23 protein-coding genes, 1 tRNA gene, 2 pseudogenes and 1 other annotated feature are annotated in these 18,296 nt (G+C 65.4%); of the genes and pseudogenes, 11 read left to right on the forward strand and 15 right to left on the reverse strand.

Features of this window, described 5'->3' with window-relative positions:
• The 7 genes from QN357_RS04625 to QN357_RS04655 form a co-directional block, all read left to right on the forward strand.
• On the forward strand, nucleotides 1–210 hold a 210-nt coding region (locus QN357_RS04625), incomplete at its 5' end, for a hypothetical protein (RefSeq protein ID WP_323504609.1).
• The gene (locus QN357_RS04630; RefSeq protein ID WP_322136287.1) at nucleotides 207–491 is read left to right on the forward strand and encodes a hypothetical protein; all 285 of its coding nucleotides are present in this window, start codon (nucleotides 207–209) and stop codon (nucleotides 489–491) included. The genes QN357_RS04625 and QN357_RS04630, both read left to right, overlap by 4 nt.
• 1 nt (nucleotide 492) lies before the next feature.
• Nucleotides 493–705, forward strand: a complete 213-nt coding sequence (locus QN357_RS04635) for a hypothetical protein (protein ID WP_134558755.1) — start codon at nucleotides 493–495, stop codon at nucleotides 703–705.
• 312 nt (nucleotides 706–1,017) lie between these two features.
• Nucleotides 1,018–1,632 carry a DUF3105 domain-containing protein gene (locus QN357_RS04640; protein WP_322136288.1) on the forward strand — a complete coding sequence of 205 codons (615 nt, stop codon included), beginning with the start codon at nucleotides 1,018–1,020 and terminating at the stop codon, nucleotides 1,630–1,632.
• Nucleotides 1,633–1,733: 101 nt separating this feature from the next.
• Entirely contained in the window at nucleotides 1,734–1,937 is a 204-nt protein-coding gene (locus tag QN357_RS04645; protein WP_322136289.1) for an SHOCT domain-containing protein, read from the forward strand.
• Entirely contained in the window at nucleotides 1,864–2,289 is a 426-nt protein-coding gene (locus tag QN357_RS04650; RefSeq protein WP_322136290.1) for a recombinase family protein, read from the forward strand. The genes QN357_RS04645 and QN357_RS04650 overlap by 74 nt, the downstream gene beginning before the upstream one ends.
• Before the next feature lie 14 nt (nucleotides 2,290–2,303).
• The gene (locus QN357_RS04655) at nucleotides 2,304–2,522 is read left to right on the forward strand and encodes a helix-turn-helix domain-containing protein (RefSeq protein WP_322136291.1); all 219 of its coding nucleotides are present in this window, start codon (nucleotides 2,304–2,306) and stop codon (nucleotides 2,520–2,522) included.
• A gap of 40 nt (nucleotides 2,523–2,562) precedes the next feature.
• Here QN357_RS04655 and QN357_RS04660 read toward each other — a convergent pair whose 3' ends face one another.
• Nucleotides 2,563–3,480 (reverse strand): cation diffusion facilitator family transporter, encoded by a 918-nt coding sequence (locus QN357_RS04660; RefSeq protein ID WP_166790631.1) that lies wholly within the window; start codon nucleotides 3,478–3,480, stop codon nucleotides 2,563–2,565.
• A 36-nt stretch (nucleotides 3,481–3,516) separates the two neighbouring features.
• On the opposite strand from QN357_RS04660, the gene QN357_RS04665 reads away from it, so the two are divergent.
• Nucleotides 3,517–3,696: a hypothetical protein gene (locus QN357_RS04665; protein WP_323504610.1), complete on the forward strand. Its 180-nt coding sequence runs from the start codon at nucleotides 3,517–3,519 to the stop codon at nucleotides 3,694–3,696.
• Here the strand turns inward: QN357_RS04665 and QN357_RS04670 are convergent.
• Complete coding sequence (locus QN357_RS04670; protein WP_134558752.1) at nucleotides 3,669–4,034, reverse strand: ArsR/SmtB family transcription factor; 366 nt, start codon at nucleotides 4,032–4,034, stop codon at nucleotides 3,669–3,671. The two genes, QN357_RS04665 and QN357_RS04670, sit on opposite strands and share 28 nt — an antisense overlap.
• A gap of 422 nt (nucleotides 4,035–4,456) precedes the next feature.
• Here QN357_RS04670 and QN357_RS04675 point away from each other — a divergent pair, with 422 nt between their 5' ends.
• Nucleotides 4,457–5,380, forward strand: a complete 924-nt coding sequence (locus QN357_RS04675) for a DNA-processing protein DprA (protein ID WP_134558751.1) — start codon at nucleotides 4,457–4,459, stop codon at nucleotides 5,378–5,380.
• A gap of 119 nt (nucleotides 5,381–5,499) precedes the next feature.
• On the opposite strand, the pseudogene QN357_RS04680 reads toward QN357_RS04675, so the two are convergent.
• The 6 genes and pseudogenes from QN357_RS04680 to QN357_RS04705 form a co-directional block, all read right to left on the reverse strand.
• A pseudogene (locus QN357_RS04680) lies at nucleotides 5,500–6,711 on the reverse strand (IS3 family transposase).
• Nucleotides 6,321–6,433 (reverse strand) — a sequence feature (AL1L pseudoknot). Its footprint overlaps the pseudogene before it by 113 nt.
• 619 nt (nucleotides 6,712–7,330) lie before the next feature.
• The gene (locus QN357_RS04685; protein WP_323504611.1) at nucleotides 7,331–7,696 is read right to left on the reverse strand and encodes a hypothetical protein; all 366 of its coding nucleotides are present in this window, start codon (nucleotides 7,694–7,696) and stop codon (nucleotides 7,331–7,333) included.
• Between the two features lie 70 nt (nucleotides 7,697–7,766).
• Nucleotides 7,767–8,132 carry a single-stranded DNA-binding protein gene (locus tag QN357_RS04690; protein ID WP_323504612.1) on the reverse strand — a complete coding sequence of 122 codons (366 nt, stop codon included), beginning with the start codon at nucleotides 8,130–8,132 and terminating at the stop codon, nucleotides 7,767–7,769.
• Nucleotides 8,133–8,164: 32 nt separating this feature from the next.
• Nucleotides 8,165–8,446 (reverse strand): glutaredoxin-like protein NrdH, encoded by a 282-nt coding sequence (gene nrdH / locus QN357_RS04695; RefSeq protein ID WP_323504613.1) that lies wholly within the window; start codon nucleotides 8,444–8,446, stop codon nucleotides 8,165–8,167.
• A 139-nt stretch (nucleotides 8,447–8,585) separates the two neighbouring features.
• Nucleotides 8,586–9,083 carry a hypothetical protein gene (locus tag QN357_RS04700; RefSeq protein ID WP_323504614.1) on the reverse strand — a complete coding sequence of 166 codons (498 nt, stop codon included), beginning with the start codon at nucleotides 9,081–9,083 and terminating at the stop codon, nucleotides 8,586–8,588.
• A gap of 164 nt (nucleotides 9,084–9,247) precedes the next feature.
• Nucleotides 9,248–9,448 carry a hypothetical protein gene (locus tag QN357_RS04705; RefSeq protein ID WP_323504615.1) on the reverse strand — a complete coding sequence of 67 codons (201 nt, stop codon included), beginning with the start codon at nucleotides 9,446–9,448 and terminating at the stop codon, nucleotides 9,248–9,250.
• Between the two features lie 102 nt (nucleotides 9,449–9,550).
• On the opposite strand from QN357_RS04705, the gene QN357_RS04710 reads away from it, so the two are divergent.
• Both QN357_RS04710 and QN357_RS04715 read left to right on the forward strand, forming a co-directional pair.
• Complete coding sequence (locus QN357_RS04710) at nucleotides 9,551–10,150, forward strand: helix-turn-helix transcriptional regulator (RefSeq protein ID WP_323504616.1); 600 nt, start codon at nucleotides 9,551–9,553, stop codon at nucleotides 10,148–10,150.
• A 125-nt stretch (nucleotides 10,151–10,275) separates the two neighbouring features.
• A pseudogene (locus QN357_RS04715) lies at nucleotides 10,276–11,322 on the forward strand (tyrosine-type recombinase/integrase); the annotation flags it as partial.
• A gap of 167 nt (nucleotides 11,323–11,489) precedes the next feature.
• Here QN357_RS04715 and QN357_RS04720 read toward each other — a convergent pair.
• The 7 genes from QN357_RS04720 to hisS all read right to left on the reverse strand — a co-directional run bounded on the left by QN357_RS04720 (nucleotide 11,490) and on the right by hisS (nucleotide 18,272).
• Nucleotides 11,490–11,565 (reverse strand) — tRNA-Leu (locus QN357_RS04720).
• Between the two features lie 82 nt (nucleotides 11,566–11,647).
• Nucleotides 11,648–13,180, reverse strand: a complete 1,533-nt coding sequence (locus QN357_RS04725) for an NAD(P)/FAD-dependent oxidoreductase (protein WP_322140703.1) — start codon at nucleotides 13,178–13,180, stop codon at nucleotides 11,648–11,650.
• Nucleotides 13,181–13,217: 37 nt separating this feature from the next.
• Nucleotides 13,218–14,501, reverse strand: a complete 1,284-nt coding sequence (locus QN357_RS04730) for a S8 family peptidase (RefSeq protein ID WP_241975209.1) — start codon at nucleotides 14,499–14,501, stop codon at nucleotides 13,218–13,220.
• Nucleotides 14,498–15,019, reverse strand: a complete 522-nt coding sequence (locus QN357_RS04735) for a DUF501 domain-containing protein (protein ID WP_134448272.1) — start codon at nucleotides 15,017–15,019, stop codon at nucleotides 14,498–14,500. Before QN357_RS04735 ends, QN357_RS04730 begins: the two co-directional genes overlap by 4 nt.
• Entirely contained in the window at nucleotides 15,016–15,489 is a 474-nt protein-coding gene (locus QN357_RS04740) for an FtsB family cell division protein (RefSeq protein WP_134448270.1), read from the reverse strand. Before QN357_RS04740 ends, QN357_RS04735 begins: the two co-directional genes overlap by 4 nt.
• A gap of 100 nt (nucleotides 15,490–15,589) precedes the next feature.
• Nucleotides 15,590–16,870 carry a phosphopyruvate hydratase gene (gene eno, locus QN357_RS04745; RefSeq protein ID WP_134448268.1) on the reverse strand — a complete coding sequence of 427 codons (1,281 nt, stop codon included), beginning with the start codon at nucleotides 16,868–16,870 and terminating at the stop codon, nucleotides 15,590–15,592.
• A 124-nt stretch (nucleotides 16,871–16,994) separates the two neighbouring features.
• Nucleotides 16,995–18,272, reverse strand: a complete 1,278-nt coding sequence (hisS, locus tag QN357_RS04750; RefSeq protein WP_322136231.1) for a histidine--tRNA ligase — start codon at nucleotides 18,270–18,272, stop codon at nucleotides 16,995–16,997.
• Nucleotides 18,273–18,296 lie beyond the last annotated feature (24 nt).

Below are 18,296 nucleotides of genomic sequence, written 5' to 3' on the forward strand. Positions count from 1 at the left end.
CTGTCCGACCCCGACCTGGTCACTTCGAAAAAGTACCACGCCAACGAATTCGGCATGATGGGCACCAGCACCGATGGACACAGCTTCATCCTCGTCGGCCCCGACGGCACCATCAAGTGGCGCGCCGACTACGGCGGGGCTCCGAAATACACCATGTTCGTGCCCGTCGACCAACTCCTCCTCGACCTGAAGACCGATACCACCTCATGATCGCCCTGACCCTGCTCACTCAAAGCGACTGCCCCTCCTGTATCGCGGGAAAACGAGTGCTGGCCGAACTGTCCGCCGAATTCCCCCTCCAGATCGACGAGGTCGACGTGAACAGCGACACCGGTCGTGCGATCGCCCGTGAACAGCGCCTGGCCTTCACCCCCGGGCTCGTCGCCAACGGCCGGCTGATCGCGCACGGGCGCCTATCTACCCGCGCCCTCCGGCGAAAATTCACCACCATGCTCGAAACCACCGAATCAACACAACCAGAAGGATCCTGACATGCAGCAATTCCTCTATATCCTCCCCGCCCTTATCTGCCCCGTCGGAATGGGCCTGATGATGTGGTTCATGATGCGCGGACGCGGCCACGGTAAAACCGTCGACGGTCCCGAAGAACAAGAACTCGCCCGCCTGCGCGCCGAAGTGGCCGCCCTTCGTCCACAGGCCGCGGCATTCGATGATCGCCACCCCGGTACCGGACCGACCGCGTGATCCCCATTCTGATCTCCCTGGTCGCGACCGTCGTTGCCGCGGCTCTGACCTGGCGGTTCTGCATGCGCCCCATGCTGCGCAGCCGAACCGCCCCGGGTGACGCCGGGTGCTGCTCTAAGCCGGCGACGGACGTCCAGGCGGACATTCAGGCCGCCCGAGCCGAACTCAAGTCGTTACAGGTCACCGTCGGGTATATTTCACCTGAACCGAAGGACCGCTGACATGGCTCGTGAAACACCCCCACACTCGGACGACCACTCAGCTGGCGGAGGTCGCGAATCCGCGCCCGCAACAGTCAAACAGCAACGAGCCGTGCGCCGGGCAGAAAAAGTCGCCACCCTCAAGCGCGAACAATCAAAAGCGAAACGGAACCGAAAGATCGGAATCGCCGCAGCCTGGTCCGCTACAGGGATCGTCGTGCTCGTCATCGTCCTCGTCGTCACAACCAGCGGCGCCCCCAAGAACGCGGCAGCACCGACATCCGTTGACGGCGTACAAACCTTCCCGAACCAGACCTCCCAGCACGTCACCGGCACGGTGAAATACAATCCGCTGCCACCGGTGGGCGGAGACCACTCCGTCACGCTCCTGAACTGTGGCGTGTATTCCGACAACGTCCCCAACGAAAACGCAGTGCACTCGCTCGAGCACGGCGCCGTGTGGGTCACCTACGACGCTTCAAAAGTGAGGGGTGATCAGCTCGCAGCTCTGCGCAAAGAGATCCCATCGACATACGCGATCCTGTCTCCATTCGCCGGTCTCCCGTCGTCGATCGTCGCATCGGCATGGGGCACGCAGCTCGACATCAGCGACCCGGCCGATCCCCGACTCGCGGCATTCATCGCCAAGTACCGGGGCGCCGCAACTGCTCCAGAACCCGGCTCCCCCTGCACCGGAGGCCTGGACGGACCGGGCAAGTTGTTCTGACGTGCGGCGCCGCCAGTGAACACCAAATCCACGATTAAACGTCACGAGAAAGTGAGCACACCATGATGGGATACGGCGGAATGGGCTGGACAGGACCGTGGATGATCTTTGCGTGGATATTCGCAATCGGGGGCATCGTCGCCTTGGCTTTCGTCGTCTACCGTCTCTTCCGTGGAGATCGCCCCGAGCAGGGCAAGACGGCCGGACACAGCTCGGCTCGAACAATCCTGGATGAACGTTACGCCCGCGGTGAGATCGACGAAAACGAATATCGACAGCGCCGCGAAACCCTCAACGGCGGTTAGCGGAGCGACGATCGTGGGCACATTGATCGGGTACGCCCGAGTAATACCGCGAGACCAGAAGGTCGACCATCAGGAACGTACCCTCGTCGCTGTGGGCGTTCGTGTAGAGGACCTGTATGTCGACCGTGGTTTTCGCACGGAGCAGTCCCAGTTGGACCACGCCATCGGCGCCCTCCAGAAGCGAGACACCCTTATCATCACCACCTTGAGCCGCCTAGGTCGATCCACTCCCGACCTCCTGACGATTGCGGAGAGGCTGCGGGCGAGCGGGGCCGGATTCCGAGTTCTCGACATCACCGAGCCCCAGACAAAGCCAGCACCCTCGACGCGACCGCTGTCCTCACAGTCCTGACAGCTCTCGCTGGTATGGAATTCGAGGTCGCACGGGCACGCATCCGAGACAGCGTCTTCAAACGACGTCCTTCTGGCACGCGCCGCGTCGTCCGCAGGGCGACCTTCACCGAACAACAAATCCGGACCGCTCTCCAACTCATCGAATCCGGCGAACACCCCTCACAGGTGGCCCGTAGTCTCGGCATGTCCCGCTCCACGCTCTACCGCCGGATCAACGACATCCAGCATTGACGCGGTAGTCGTGGGTCAATCCAGGTGAGATACTCGTGCCCTACCTCTCCACAGGCCGCGATCCCGCAGTGACCGTTTGGATCGCAAAATGATCTACATTCGCCATCGTTCGCTTCAGGCGGTGTTGGGCGGCGTCGGCAACGCGTTCCGCCACGGACAAGGACGTATCGGCGACCACGATGCACCCCTCGCCGTGAAGGCGGTGCCCCACCCATCTCAGCCGGACTGTCGAAACGTCCAAAACGCCGGGAGTGCTGGTTAGTGCCGAACGGGCTCGGTCCACGAGTTCCGGTTCAATACCGTCCATGATGCGGCGTCCAATGCTTCGCACTGTCCCCCAGAGCAAAACGATAATCGCCGCGGAAATTACCAGCCCGACGATTGGATCGGCGAGCGGGAAACCCAGCATCACCCCGAGCGCACCAACAACCACGGCAAGGGAAGTGAACCCGTCGATCCGAGCGTGCACGCCGTCGGCGACAAGGGCCGCAGACCCGATCTGCTGTCCCACGCGTATGCGGTACACAGCAACGATCTCATTGCCGGCGAAGCCGATCAGGCCGGCGGCCAACACCCACCACAGGTTGTGCAGGGGCTGGGGGTGGAAGAGGCGGTCGATCGACTGCCACGCAGCTACGACGGCCGAAAGGGCAACCACGCCGACGATGAAGAGGCCAGCGAGATCCTCGGCCCTCCCATAACCGTACGTGTAGCGATGGGACGCAATGCGCCGTCCGAGGATGAACGCGATCCATAAAGGTATTGCGGTTAAGGCGTCAGAGAAGTTGTGAATCGTGTCGGCAAGCAGCGCCACTGAACCGCTCGCGAGTACAACCGCGAACTGCAGTATGGTCGTGCCGAGGAGGATGAACAGGCTGATTTTGACCGCTCGAATTCCCTGGGTACTTGCCTCCAATGCGTCATCGATCGAGTCTGCGGCATCGTGGCTGTGAGGCACGAAAAGCCCGTATAAGAACCCTGTGAACCCGGTCGGATGCTCGTGGTCGTGGTCGTGGTCGTGGTCGTGGTCATGGTCGTGGTCGTGGTCATGGTCATGGTCATGGTCATGGTCATGCTCGTGCTCGTGGGATTGGGCTTGGGCGTCACGCGGACGATCATCCTCATGTGGATGCAGGTGCGGGGTATTCATGCGCTGGCCTCGTCCCGGGTGTGATGATGACGAGGGGTGCCTCCCAGGGTGTGTTCCGCTTGGAAGATAGCATCCGACACGAGCTGACTCGCGTGCTCGTTTTCTAGCCTGTAGAACACTCGGGTCCCCTCGTGGCGAGTGGTGACCATCCGCGCCAGGCGGAGTTTGGCCAGGTGTTGAGATACGGCTGCCGGCGACTTGTCGACAGCATCCGCCAGTTGATTCACGGACAGCTCACCGTTGCGCAGACCAAGAATTATCCGCACGCGGGTGGCGTCAGCCAGCATGCCGAATACTTCGACCGCGAGCTCCACGAACTGGCTGTCGGGTTCGCGGCCACAAATCTGCTTATCTGCATCCATACGCAGATTATTGCACGATGAGTCCCGAGTGGCCAACAAAATGTTTCGATATATAAGTCAACGGCTTCGCGCCGACGGGGCGAGTGATTTGCTACGCCGTTGAGTTGCTTTTCGTCGCGCCCTTTCGATTGCTGAACCCTTGAGAAGAGGGAGCGAATGCGCGCCAGACGACTCCCTTAGAAGCGGCCACGGCCGCCCGGACGACTTGATCGGAGCCGCTGCGCGGCCGGGTTTTTCTTGTTTTGTTGACCTTTCGGCTGCCGATCGTAGCTCGCTTCGATCCTGCGTTCCCAGATTTTCGGGCGCGGTCGCAAGCTCCCTTATTTCGCCCGAAATTCTGGGCACTCCGGCTCTCTCGCTCGCTATCGATTCTCTCGCCGGAAGGCAAACAAAATTGTCGGTTGACCAGAGGGAGCGAGATCATGACGTACACCAGCGTTGTCGAAACACTCAGCACCACAACCAGCACTTCCCTAACCCGGGACACAGCCGCCCGGATTATCTGGGCTGCCCTGGCCGAACCCGGAGACCCCCGCGTCGGCGCCCTCGTCGCTGCAATCGGGGCCGAGCCAGCCCTGGAGCTACTCGTGGACGGGCCCAGCAGTGCGGTGGTGGGTTTCGGCATTTCCGGGCTCCGCGCGCAGCTCCGGGCGTGCTTTGACCGTGCGGCGGCCGTTGAGAGCATCCGAGCCAGCGCCGAGTCCGGGTACCACGTGCTCACCCCGTCCCACCCTGACTGGCCGGTCCAGCTCGAGGACCTACGTCTGGCGTCGCCACTGATTCTGTGGGTGCGCGGCGACCCTGCGGTGCTCTCGATGCGGAGCGTTCTGGTGACCGGGGATCACGACTCGACCGGGTACGGGCGTCACATGGCGATTGACTTAGCGTCCGGGCTCGGGGCCCGCGGGTATGCGATCGTGTCCGGTGCTGCCCGCGGCATCGACCACGCCGCCCTGGCCTCGGCCGTCGCGTCCGGCGGGCACCCGATCGCCGTACTCGCCGGCCGCGTCAACACCCGCTTCCCCTCTGACCGCGGCGCACTCCTCGACGACGTCGCAGAGAGCGGTGCCGTCATCAGTGAGGTGCCACCGGGGGCGACGCCGATTTGGTGGCAGTTCGCTCGGCGCGGCCAGCTGATGGCCGCCGTGTCGTCGAAGACCATCGTCGTCGAAGCAAGCGTTTCATCCGATGCTCTCACTGCGGCCGAGTACGCGGTCGAGCTAGGCCGTCCCCTCGGTGCAGTGCCCGGGTCGGGGTCAGACTCGACGGTGGCCGGCTACCAGCTCCTCGCCAGCGAATTCGGTGCGAGTGTAGTCACGAGTCAGCACGACGCCGACTGGCTCTAACCTTCGCACGTTGGTCACACGATTGAGGAGTCCCGGTACGTCGGCCGGGCCGGCTCCACCAGTCCCGCGCCCTCGAGCCGGACGACCCACTGTGGCAAGCCCCGGGTTTTGTAGAGGCTCTATTGGGCCCGTTTCATCGGTGTGATGTCCGGGTGTGAGTAGAAGTTTGTCTCAGCTTCGACGGGCGGGATCAGGCCGATCTCGCCGTGGAGTCGGCGGTTGTTGAACCAGTCGATGTACTCGGCGACGGCGAACTCGAGGACGTCGATGCTCTGCCAGGGCCCGAGGTTCCGGATCAGCTCTGCTTTGAAAAGCGAGTTGAAGGCTTCGGCCATCGCGTTGTCGTAACTCTCGCCCTTGGACTCGACCGAGGCCACGGCCTCGCGGTCGGCAAGGCGTTCGGTGTAGCGAATCGCCCGGTATTGGACGCCGCGGTCGGAGTGATGCACGAGCTGGGACAGGTCCCGGCCGGCGCGGCGGCGGGTCCAGAAACCCATCTCAAGGGCGTCGAGGGCGAGGTCTGTGTGGAGGGAGGTCGACAGTTGCCAGCCAACCACCCGGCGGGAGAACACGTCGAGCACGAACTCGGCGTAGACCCAGCCGTGCGGATGTAGGTGATGTCCGCCACCCAGAGGCATGCCGGTGCCGGCGCGGTGAAGTGCCGTTTGACGAGGTCCTCGGGGCGCTCCGCGAGGGGCCCGGGAATCGTAGTCCGGGGGCCTTTCGAGCGTCGCACCCCGCGCAGGCCCTCGCGGCGCATCAGGCGTTCGACGGTGCAGCGGGCCACCGGGTGCCCGTCGCGGTGGAGTTGCGCGTGCACCTTCCGGGCCCCGTAGACCCCGTAGTTGTCCTTATGGACGGCGTGGATCCGGGCGGCGGTCACTTCATCGGACACGGACCGTTTCGATGGCGGCCGGGACGTTGCCGCGTAGTAGCTGGACGGGGCGACCTGCAACTCCCACATATCGGCTCGACCCCGAACTCGCTCTTCTTCTCGTCGATGAACATAACTACCTGATCTCGGGGCGGTCGAGCTCCGCCGCCAAGAAAGCCGACGCGCTCCGCCAGATCGCGTTCGCCCGCCGCAACTCTTTGTTCTCCCGCTCGAGCTGGGCCAGCCGGGCCGTGGCGTCGGTCGGCACGCCCGGGCGGGTGCCCTCGTCGATCTCGACCTGGGCGACCCACTTCCGCAACGTCTCCGACGAGATGCCCAACTGCTGGCTCACCCGGGCGCACGTGCCTCGACGTCCGCCCGGCTCGTCACGGGAATCCAGGACCAACCGGATCGCTCGCTCTTGCAACTCGTCCGGATATTTCCGATGTGGAGTCATGATTCTCAACCTTCCAAGGGATCAAGAACCTCCATTAAACCCGGGGCGCAACACTGCTGTGCCTTCAGTGCCCACGGGAACCCCGGACCCGGACAGTGCCCCGAGGGCCCAGCGGATTGCATCCATTTCTGCCAGTCGCACGACCAGTAGCCAGTTGACCATTGCCTCGTCACGGTCTGTCCACTGCACCATCGTCGCAATCTCCGTCCGCTCTGAAACGCCTGATTTTCTGACCTAGCTCGTCCTGTTTTCCTTGTTCCTTGTTCTTGTTTTTTGTACTTAGTTTTGTTTTTTGTTTTTTGTTTTTTCTCTTACCTATCTCTCTCATACACTTCTTCCTCTTTCCCTGTCCCACCACTACCCCTTTACTTCCCAACCCCCCACACAAAGCCGTTGGGTGTGGGGGGTTGGGAAGCGAGCGCAGCGAGGGGGTCGCGGTGGGACAGGGAAAGAGGCCCCATACCTATTCGTTTGGGTATTCGCTCTCAACGAATACCCAAACGAATACCCAAACGAATAGGCAGCCCCAAAAACCGACCTCCCAGACCGCCGATTCCGACCCGGGATTCGTGCAGCGCAATCACCCTGCAGATCCGCTTTGGATGCCTCCGTGACGGTTCTAGGAGTAGTCGTACCAGCGGATGACGCCGTTCGCAGTCAGCGCCAGCATCAGGGCGTTGTCGGCCTTGTCGGCGAGGTCTGCGGCGTCCCGGAGGGCGAGCTCGGCCCGGATGACGCCGGCGACCTGTCCGGCACCGCGACCGTCTTCACCGTCATATTGGATACCATCCTGGGTGCGGGCGTGCCAGGTGGCGAGTTGCTCGAACACTTGCCCCAGCAGGCATTGGGCGTTCATCAGGCGTCCGAGGAGCTCGTAGGAGTCGCCCGGATGCTCAACGGTGCGGGTGCTGTGCGCGAGCTCGCGGGCGGCCCGGCGGAGTTGTTCGGCGCTGATCAGTTGGGCGCTCTCGGCGCTTATGTCCATCAGAATCTCCTCACAGATTGGGGCGGGCGGACTGCACCGCCCGCCCACCAGCAGGTCCTCTTGAGCGTCATTACTCGTCGGTGTCGGGTGTGCGGGTACGGCGGACCTGGGCGACGGCACGATTCAGATCGGGTCCTACGACGTCGGCCTGCAGCACACGGCCGGAGCGCCGGGCTTCGGGACCGCCCCAGATCTCGGTGTGTTCACGGCCGACGACCACGACCGGATCGCCCCGGTGCAGGGTCGCGGCGACGTTCTCGCCGAGTTCGAACCGGGCCTCGACGAAGTGCGTCGTCGCCGCCTCGTGCGCGTGCCAGGCGCCGGAACGGTACTCGCCGGTGTTCTCGATCACCCGGAACTTCGTGATCAGGATCGATCCAGCCGGGACGACCTCCGGGTCGGCGGCCAGGTTGCCGGTAACGGTGCGTGTGGACATGATGTGCTCCTTCTCGATTGGCGGTGCGCGGGTTACTCGGGGTGTAGCGGGGTGGCCGCGATTTGGCCGTGTGCGACGTCGAGGCGCGTTCTGAGGGCGTTGATCAGGTCGGGCCGGTAGCCGCTCCAGCTCGCGCCAGGCGTCTCGACGACGGGCGCTTGGACGTGGCCGAGGCCGGTGACGTACTCGAGCGCGACCGGATCTTGCGTCACGTCGATGAGGGTGTACTCGATGCCGTGCTGGGTGAGCTTGCGGAGGGTGGCGGCGCATTGCACGCAGCCGGGCTTGCTGTACACGGTGACGGTGTCGGTCATGGTGTTCTCCCTGTCAGCGGTTGCGGGTCCGTCGAGTGGATCCCGGGCGGTGCGGAACTGCGGTGTCGCGACTCAGCCGAGGCCCTTCGGAGAGTTATCCACAGGCTGGTTTCGCGCGCGCGTACTGCTCCGTTGTTGTTCATTCCTGTTCCTTACTGTTAGGGGGGTCATTTTCTGGTCCCCTTTGAGACAACTTTTTGGTCCCCTTCAGGGACGAATTTTTGGTCCCCAGGAGGGACGAATAATTAGTCCCCTTACGGCCCAAGCCACGGAAGTTATCCACAGGCCGCGTCGTCCACGACAGTGGTCTCGAACTGGCCAAGTTGAGTTCGAATTCGGCGGTGGTGCCCTTGTGCGCCGACCGGACCCGGGTGATGGCACCGGTATCGACGAGTTCCTTGACAGCGCGTTTCACGGCCCGGTGCGCGGCTTCACTCGCGTTGTCCGGAGCCAGAAACCCGAGGGCGATCGCGGAGGCTTCCCGGCCCGCAAAGTAGCGACGCGGGGGCGTTCGTTCTGGGTTTTCGGCGTTGTCCCAGCATTCCAACGCCATGTGCAGGAGCAGCACGGTCGCCGTATGGCCCAGGTGCAGCCGGGCGGCAACCAGAATGGCGTTCTTCGCCGCAAACAGGCCCACGGTTCCCTCACCGCGCTTCGCGGATATGAGCTGGTGCGGTGTCAGTGGTGCCCGATAGCGTGAGCATCGATCACATCCTCTGCTGGTGACGATCAGGGCCCCGGGCGACCACCCGGGGCCTTCCCACTCCTCCGACCAGAACCGGTCGCGGCGTGGCAGGCCCATCACGGCTGGGCTTCGGCGTCTCGGCTGGCGGCGCTAGCTTCGATCCACGCCATCACCTCGGACCGCTTGTAGAGCACCGTGCGCGGAGTGGGCTTATAGAACCGGGGACCGCGTCCCATGTAGCGCAGCTGGGCCAGAGCACCGGTCTTCAAGCCGGTGATCTCACCGACGGCGGCCGGGAGGATAAATTCGTCGTCCATGATCATCCTGTCTCGATGACAACCTTTCGGCTGTTCCAATGTTGAAGTCACAATATGATGACTTCCGACATTTGACAAGGCTTTGCGTAGTATCTTGTCCGCATGACAGATTTTCGGACTGAGACGAGCATCGGCACCCGGATCCAGGCCGTGCGGAAGCATCGCGGCATCCGCACCACGAAGGAACTCGCCGACAAGATCCCGGGCGGCAACGTGACTGAAGCGGTTCTGCAGAACATCGAAGCCGGCCGGAAATCCGACCCGTCCGTCAGCCAACTGCTCAACATCGCCAAGGCCCTCGGTGTCTCACCGCTGTTCCTGCTCGCGCCAGTCGGTCGCCCCACCAGCACGCTGGATTTGCCGAACCTGGGCGACGCCTTCGAGGGAATGACCGTCGTCGAATTCGACGCCTGGATCTCCGGCGAGACCGACGGCGCCTACCGCTGGACCACCACCGACGAACGCTCCGAACGCGCTCAGTTGCTAGCGATGCGCGAACTGGACGCGCTTATTCGCGAGCGCAACCGACTCGCGAGCAACTTGCAGGTCGAGACTTCGCTGAACACGCTACCCAGCAAGGACGAGACCGTCGCGTCCTGGGACACCACCCAGCAGCGCCTGGACGACACGACCCGCCGCATCGCGCAATTGACCACCTACCTAGCCTCAGCCGGCTGGTCACTCGACGGGTGGGCTACGTGACCCCGTCAAGGTCTCGGGCCCGTTCGACCGAACGTCAGACCTCACCAGCATGCTTAGGCCACACCAACGCGCGAACAGATTCGCGATCCTCTACATCCCAATCGACATAGACATCGAGGTGGACCATGGGCACCATCACTCCCTACGACACACGTCTCGGCAAGCGATATCGGGTCAGGTATCGGAAGCCTGATCATTCCCAGACTGACAAACGGGGCTTCCGCACGAAGCGAGAGGCCGAGCTGTTCCTCGCCTCTATCGAAATCTCCAAGAGTCGCGGCGAGTACGTCGACGAGTCCGCCTCGAAGGTCACCATCGGCGACCTCGGCACCGCCTGGTTGGCGTCACAAACGCACTTGAAACCGTCAGCTCTGGAACCGGTCGAAATCGCCTGGCGCCTCTACGTGGCACCCCGCTGGGGCACGACGCCCATCGGCCAAATCCGCCACACTGACGTGCAAACCTGGATCTCCCAGCTCAGCGCCGGCACCGCAAAGACGACCCACACGAAGCCAGGGCCCCGCGGGGCGACGACTGTCGTCCGCGTCTACGGCGTCCTGGCGTCCATCCTCGATAGTGCGGTCAAAGACCGACGCATCCTGAGCAACGTGGCACGCGGGGTGAACCTCCCGCGCAAGCTGACCAAACCGCACCGGTATCTCTCCCATGAACAGGTTGATCTACTGGCGCGGTCGGCGACACACCACGATGTCCTCGTGCTCACCCTCGCATACACGGGCCTGCGCTGGGGCGAGGCCACCGGGCTCCGGGTACGGGATATCGATCTGGTCCGAAGGCGGTTCTCGGTTCGGGAGAACGCGGTGAAGGTCGGCGGCAAGATCATCGTGGGCACGCCCAAATCGCACGAGGCGCGCACGGTGCCCTTCCCAGCCTTCCTCGCCGGGTCCCTCGGGACCCTCGTCGCGGGAAAGGACTCTGACCAGATCCTCTTCGGAACCGGGGCCACCCACGAGCGTCGGCCCTCGACCAGGGACGGCTGGTTCGTGTACGCGCTGCGCCGGGCCAAGCAGGCCGACCCGGCCTTCCCTACGCTGACGCTGCATGACCTCCGGCACACCGCCGCGAGCCTGGCCGTTTCGGCCGGCGCGAACGTCAAAGCGGTGCAGCGGATGCTCGGCCATGCCTCGGCCGCGATGACGCTGGACGTCTACGCAGACCTGTTCGATGACGATTTGGACGGCGTTGCCGTGGCCCTGGATCAGGCCAGAACTTTTTCAAGTGTGGGCAAAATGTGGGCACGGAGTGGTCAAGAGCCCCAAAACGGCCCTCCTGAGGCCCCAACTCCCGCGGAATTACGAGGAAGTTCGGTGCCGGATGATGGTGCCCCCGCTGGGACTCGAACCCAGACTGTGACGATTTTAAGTCGTCTGCCTCTGCCATTGGGCTACGGGGGCGCGTCCGAGTACATCCGGGCTGAGCGAACTCAGTCCGAACAGACTCCGACGCTTCAAGCGTAGGTGCTGCCGGAGCAGCCGCTTACTTGACGGGCGTGGTCGCCTCGGTCGCGGCATCCGCTGCCACGATCGCCGGTGCGGCGGCGGGAGCCTTGACCGGCGTCTTGCGCGGCGCGCGGGGCGCCGTGACCTTGGCGGCGGGGGCTGCCGCGGCAGCCGCTGCCGGCACGGTGACCGGTGCCGGGGGCGTGACCGCAGCGGATGCGGCCTTCGCCGGCGCCGCGGCACCCGCGGCGGGCTTCGGGCGGGAGGCGAACTCGACGAACACGGCGCGCGGGGTCTCGACGGCGGCGAGGGACACGATGTCGCGACCGAGGAAGAAGTTGTTCGCCCAGCCCCAGACGACGCGCAGCTTGCGCTCCCAGCTCGGCATGGCGAGGCCGTGGTAGCCGCGGTGCGCGATCCAGGCCAGCGGGCCCTTGATGGCCAGTTTGCCGGACTGGAAGACACCCTGTCCGACACCGAGACCGGCGACGGCGCCCAGGTTCTTGTGGATGTAGTCCTTGGGGCCCTCGCCGCGGAGGATGGCGACGATGTTCTTGGCCATGAGCTTGCCCTGACGCACGGCGTGCTGGGCGTTGGGAACGCAGAAGCCGCCCACTCCCCCGCCACTGAGGTCGGGGACGGCGGTGATGTCGCCGGCGCCCCAGGCGTCTTCGATGATCTCGTCTGCGGTGCCGACGCGGAGGTCGGGGCGCACCTGCAGGCGGCCGCGCTCCTCGATGGGGAGGTCGGTGTGACGCACGATGCCGGGGTTCGCCATCACGCCAGCAGTCCAGACGATCAGGTCGGTCTCGAACTTCTCGCCGGTGGAGAGCTCGACGACACCGTCGACGGCGCTCGTCAGCTGGGTGTTGAGGTGGATCTTCGCACCGCGCTTGTCGAGGTTGTCGATGACCCAGAGGCTCGTCGGCACGGACACCTCTGGCATGATCCGGCCCATCGCCTCGACGAGGTGGAACTGGATGTCGTCGAACCCGATCTGCGGGTAGGACTTGAGCAGCGAGGTCGCGAACGAGCGCAGTTCGGCGAAGACCTCGATGCCGGCGAAGCCGCCGCCGATGACGACGAAGGTGAGCAGGCGGTCGCGCTCGGGTCCGGCGGGGAGCAGGGAGGCCTTGTCGAAGTTGGTGAGCACGGTGTCGCGGATGGCGACGGCTTCCTCGATGGTCTTGAGTCCGAGCGCCTGGTCGGCGACCCCGGGGATCGGGAAGGTGCGCGAGACGGCTCCTGCGGTGACGACGACGATGTCGTAGTTGAACTCATACGGCTCGCCGACCGGCGGGGTGATCGTCGCGGTCTTCGACGCGTGGTCGATGTGGGTGACCTTCGCGGTGACGACGTTCGTCTTCGAGAGGTGGCGACGGTGCGCGACCACGGCGTGGCGGGCTTCGATCGAGCCGGCGGCAACCTCGGGGAGGAAGGGCTGGTAGGTCATGTACGGGAGGGGGTCGACCATGGTGACCTCGGCCTCGCCTTTTCGCAGCCACTTCTCAAGCTTCCAGGCGGTGTAGAAGCCCGCGTAGCCGCCACCGACAATGAGAATTTTTGGCACGATAAGGGTCCTCCTACATGATGGAATATGCGAAAACTTACCGATTCGATCGATTTCGCTTGAGCCGCCGAAGAGCACCTATGCCGAACAGCGTTACTAGGATAGCAAACCCCAACAGAACGAGAAGCGGAACGGTGATATAGGTCAGGGTCAGCTCGGTCGGCAGCCAGGGACTCGCGGCGGTGTCGGTCGGCAGCGGCGGGTCGCTGCTCGGCACGGCGCGGGCAACGGGTGCGGCCGTCGGCGCGGCTGTCGGGACGGTGTCGATGCGCCGATGCAGGTGAATCCAGTCCTGGAGCAGGGCCGTCGGCGTCGGAGACGTCGAGGGCGCCACGGACGCGGTGACCGCGGCGGCCGCGTCGATCAGGCCGTTGCCGTAGACGGGGCTGGGGACGACGTGGCCGTTCGGGTTGGCGGTCGCGATCACCCGGTTCATCACCTCGGCGGCGTTGAGCTTCGGGTAGGCGGCGCGCACGAGGGCGACGAGGCCGGAGACGATCGGGGCGGAGGCGCTCGTGCCGCTCCACTGCACGTACCCGCCGTTCGGCACCACGCCGACGAGTTGTTCGCTCGGGGCGGCGACGGCGATCGTGATGCCCTGTGAGGAGGCGTCGAAGCTCGCGGTCTTGTTGCGATCGACGCCCCCGACGGTGAGCACGCCGGGGATCGTCGCCGGGGCGCCGACCTCCGTGGTGCCGCTCCCCCGGTTTCCGGCCGCGGCCACGACGACGACGTCATGCTGGAACGCGTACAGGAAGGCGTCGTCCCAGCTCGACGGCCAGTCCAGGGTGTTCCGGGTCAGCGACATGTTGATCACGTCGGCGCCGTGGTCGACGGCCCAGCGGATGCCTGCCGCGATCTGGTCGTCGTTGCTGAGCTTTGCGCCGCTGCTCCCGAACGCGACCGACACCGCGAGAATGGACGCCTCGGGTGCCACGCCGATGACTCCTGTCCCGTCCGCGGAACCGCGGCCAGCCATCAGGGAGGCGACCAGGGTGCCGTGCTCGCTGCCGTCCCCCACGGGGGTCTGGCCGTTACTCGAGCCCAGGCCCGAGACATCCGTGCCACCGACGACGGCGCCGGCGAGTTCGGGGACGCTCGTGCTCACCCCGGTGTCGATCACGGCGACCGTCACGCCGGCGCCCTTGGTCGTCGCCCAGGCCTGCGTGAAACCGTAATCGTTGAGCCAGTACTCGAGGTCGCGCACCTGGTCGGCGTGCGCGGGTGCCGCGTCGCCGACGACGGAGGCGCCTCCCAGAACAATGGTCAGCGCCACCGCGAGCGCGGCGCCGAGGCGCCGCTGCAGCAGGGAACGGGTCACGCGTCCGCCGCGGAATAGTCGAGGCACTCGCAGACGGCCGGGGTCCAGGCTGCCCGCGCGAGCGCGAGGTCACCGATCGGGTTGACGCCCGGGCCTGCGGCGAGCGAGTGTGCGGCGAGGGCGTGCAGACACTTGACCCGGTCGGGCATGCCGCCCGAGGAGATGCCGGCGATCTCGGGTACGTCGCCGAGCATGGCGCGATCGGCGAGGAATCCCGCGTGGGCGCGGCGGTACTGGTCGTGGACGGCCTCATCGTCGGCGAGCAGCTGGTTGAACTCGTTCATCACCTGGGTCGCCTCGAGGAAGGAGAGCGCAGCGGTCGCGGCCGGGTGGGTCAGGTAGTAGAGAGTGGGGAACGGCGTGCCGTCGCTCAGCCGGGGTGCGGTGGCGACGACGGTGGGAGCACCGCACACGCAGCGCGCCGCGATGCCGACGGCGTCGCGGGCCGGGCGGCCGAGCTGTGCGCTGACGATCTTCAGGTCGTCGGCGGTGACGGGCGCGAACGGCGGCCGGGTCACTGGGTGGCCTGGGGGGCGAGGCCGGCGGTCATGACGGAAGCGAACATGGACGATACCCAATCGATGTCGGTGTTCTGGATGGCCGTGGTCGCGGCGGGCGCGGCGGCAGCGGCGGCCGGCAGCGGCAGGTCGTTGATAACGAGGAAGCTCACGTCGCCCGGCAGCACATAGGACAGCCGGGCGCGGGCCTGGGTCGTGACGTAGGTGCGGTCGTTCCAGCGCTCCCGCTCGGTCTTGAGCTGGTCGACGGTGGTCTGCTGGGCAGACACGTCGGCGGTGAGCCGGCTGATTTCCTGCTGCTGCTCACCGTAGGTGCGGAGGCCGGGGGCGAGCACGACGACCGCGAGGATGAGGATGCCCATCATCATGAGCGAGAACCCGGACAGGCGCAGGCCGCGAAGCCAGCCACTCATCGGGGTCTCGTCGAGGCCGAGCGCGACGGGCTGCCGTTCAGTGCGTTTCGCGGCCATGGCAACTCCTTTCGCCGGATCCTCGCCGGTTCTCACCGGATAAAAAACAGAGCTCTCGAAGCGCGGGATTCACCCCGCGCTTCGAGAGCTTCAGTCGAAACTAGGCCTTGAAACGGGGGAAGGCAGAGCGGCCCGCGTACACGGCGGCCTCGCCCAGCTCTTCTTCGATCCTCAGCAGCTGATTGTACTTGGCAACGCGCTCGGAGCGGGCAGGCGCTCCGGTCTTGATCTGGCCGGCATCCGTCGCGACCGCGAGGTCGGCGATGAAGGTGTCTTCGGTCTCACCGGAGCGGTGCGAGATGACGGTCGTGTAGCCGGCGCGCTGCGCGAGGGCAACGGCGTCGAGCGTCTCGGTGAGGGTACCGATCTGGTTGACCTTGACGAGGATCGAGTTGGCCGTGCCGAGGGCCAGGCCCTTGGCAAGACGCTCCGGGTTGGTCACGAACAGGTCGTCTCCGACGATCTGCACGAGGCCGCCGATTTCGGCGGTGAGGTGCACGTAGCCATCCCAGTCGTCTTCCTCGAGCGGGTCTTCGATCGACACGAGCGGGTAGGACTTGACGAGGTCGACGTAGTACGCGGACAGCTCCTGGGCAGAAAGTTCCTTGCCCTCGAAGTGGTAGACGCCGTCCTTGTAGAACTCGGACGCGGCGCAGTCGAGTGCCAGGCCGATGTCCTTGCCGGGCGTGTAGCCGGCGTTGGTGATGGCTTCGACGATGAGGTCGAGTGCCGCACGGTTGCTCGGGAGGTTCGGAGCGAATCCACCCTCGTCGCCGAGGCCGGTGGAGAGGCCCTTCGACTTGAGCAGGGCCTTCAGGGCGTGGTACGTCTCGGTGCCCCAGCGGAGGCCCTCGGCGAAGGACTCGGCACCGAGCGGGACAACCATGAATTCCTGGATGTCCACGTCGTTGTCGGCGTGCGAGCCACCGTTGATGATGTTCATCATCGGGACCGGAAGGGTGTGCGCGTTCGGGCCACCGAGGTAGCGGAACAGGGGCAGGCCGGCCGAGGTGGCTGCGGCCTTGGCGACGGCCAGGCTCACGCCGAGGATGGCGTTGGCGCCGACGCGGTGCTTGTTCTCGGTGCCGTCGGTTTCGATAAGTACGGCGTCGACGATGCGCTGGTCGGTGGCGTCGAGGTCCTCGACTGCCGGGCCGAGCTCGTCGATAACGGCGTCGACGGCCTTGAGGACGCCCTTGCCGAGGTAACGCGACTTGTCGCCGTCGTGAAGTTCATAAGCTTCGAACGCACCGGTGGATGCGCCCGACGGAACGGCGGCACGGCTTACGGAGCCGTCATCAAGCAATACCTCGACCTCGACGGTCGGGTTGCCTCTGGAGTCGAGAATCTCGCGCGCTACTACTGCCTCAATGAGAGCCACAGCTATCTCCTGTTTCCTGTTATTTCCTAATGGGTGGGGTGTTGGTATGGGGGGAACGTGCAGGAAGACGACACTGTGTTCCAATCATGTAACAGTCTAGCGACGGAGGCTCCGAGCGCGGGAATCAGCCCGCGAGCGGGCGGAAGTCGAGCGCGGCGGCGTCCGCTGTTTCATCGGTGACGAAGGCGTACCGCCCATAGCCCGCCTCGGCAGCGCGACCGAGCAGGGCCTTGAGGTTCTTGGTGCGGTGTTCGAGCCGCACCCGCAGGCCCTCGGCGACGAGTGCGGTCTTCAGGGCGACGAGGCGGCCGGGAGCCGCGTCCTTCTCGTGGATGAGCACAACGGCGTTCTCGGCGGATGCGCCGGTGCCGCCGAGCAGGTCGACGATGCGTTCGAAGCCGATCGAGAAGCCGCAGGCGGGAACGTCGACGCCGAGGAATCGGCCGATCATGCCGTCGTACCGGCCGCCGCCGCCGAGCGAGTAACCGAGATCGGGGTGCGCGATCTCGAAGATCGTTCCGGTGTAGTAGCCCATGCCGCGCACGAGCGTCGGGTCGAAGACGAGGTCGGCGCCGGGGAGCGCGTCGCGGAGGGCGAGCAGGTCGGCGTAGGCGACCGGGTCGAGCCAGGCGGGTGCTGCGGACGCATCGGGCTCGCCGGCCGAGCCGAGCAGGTCCCAGCCGGCCGAGGCTATCGAGCGGAGGGTCTCCGCGATGCCGTCGGTGGGGATGCCGAGGCCGTCGAGTTCGGTGACGACGCCGTCGACGCCGATCTTGTCGAGCTTGTCGATCGTGATCAGGGCCCGCTCGAACAGATCCGCAGGGACCTGCCAGTACGCGAGCAGGGCGGTGAGGATGCGGCGGTCGTTGATGCGCACCGAGCAGCCGGTGAGGCCGAGGGCGTCGAGGGCGGCCATCGTCGCCGTGATGAGTTCGATCTCGGCGAGCGGGCCCGCCTCGCCGATGATGTCGATGTCGCACTGCACGAACTGGCGGTACCGGCCCTTCTGCGGGCGTTCGGCCCGCCAGACCGGGGCGATCTGGATCGCCCGGAACACCGTGGGCAGGGCGGCGCGGTGCGTCGCGTAGAACCGGGCGAGCGGGACGGTGAGGTCGAAGCGGAGGCCGAGGTCGGCGAGGCCGAGCAGGTCGCCGGACTCCGCGGCGGCGAGGGCGTCGGCAGGGGCGAGGCCGCGCTTGAGCACCGCGAAGCCGAGCTTCTCGTTGTCGCCGCCGAGGCCGGAGTGCAGCCGGGCGGAGTCTTCCATGACCGGGGTCTCGATCTCGTCGAAGCCGTGCGCGGCGAAACTGCGCCGGATCACGCCGAGCGCGTGCTCGCGACCGGCCTTCTCAGCGGGGAGGAAGTCGCGCATGCCGCGCGGCGGGGTCACCTGTGTTGCCATGGAATCCATTGTCTCAGGTCGGGC

The sequence above is a fragment of the Cryobacterium sp. RTC2.1 genome, from assembly GCF_035018685.1.
Taxonomy (GTDB): Bacteria; Actinomycetota; Actinomycetes; order Actinomycetales; family Microbacteriaceae; genus Cryobacterium; species Cryobacterium glucosi.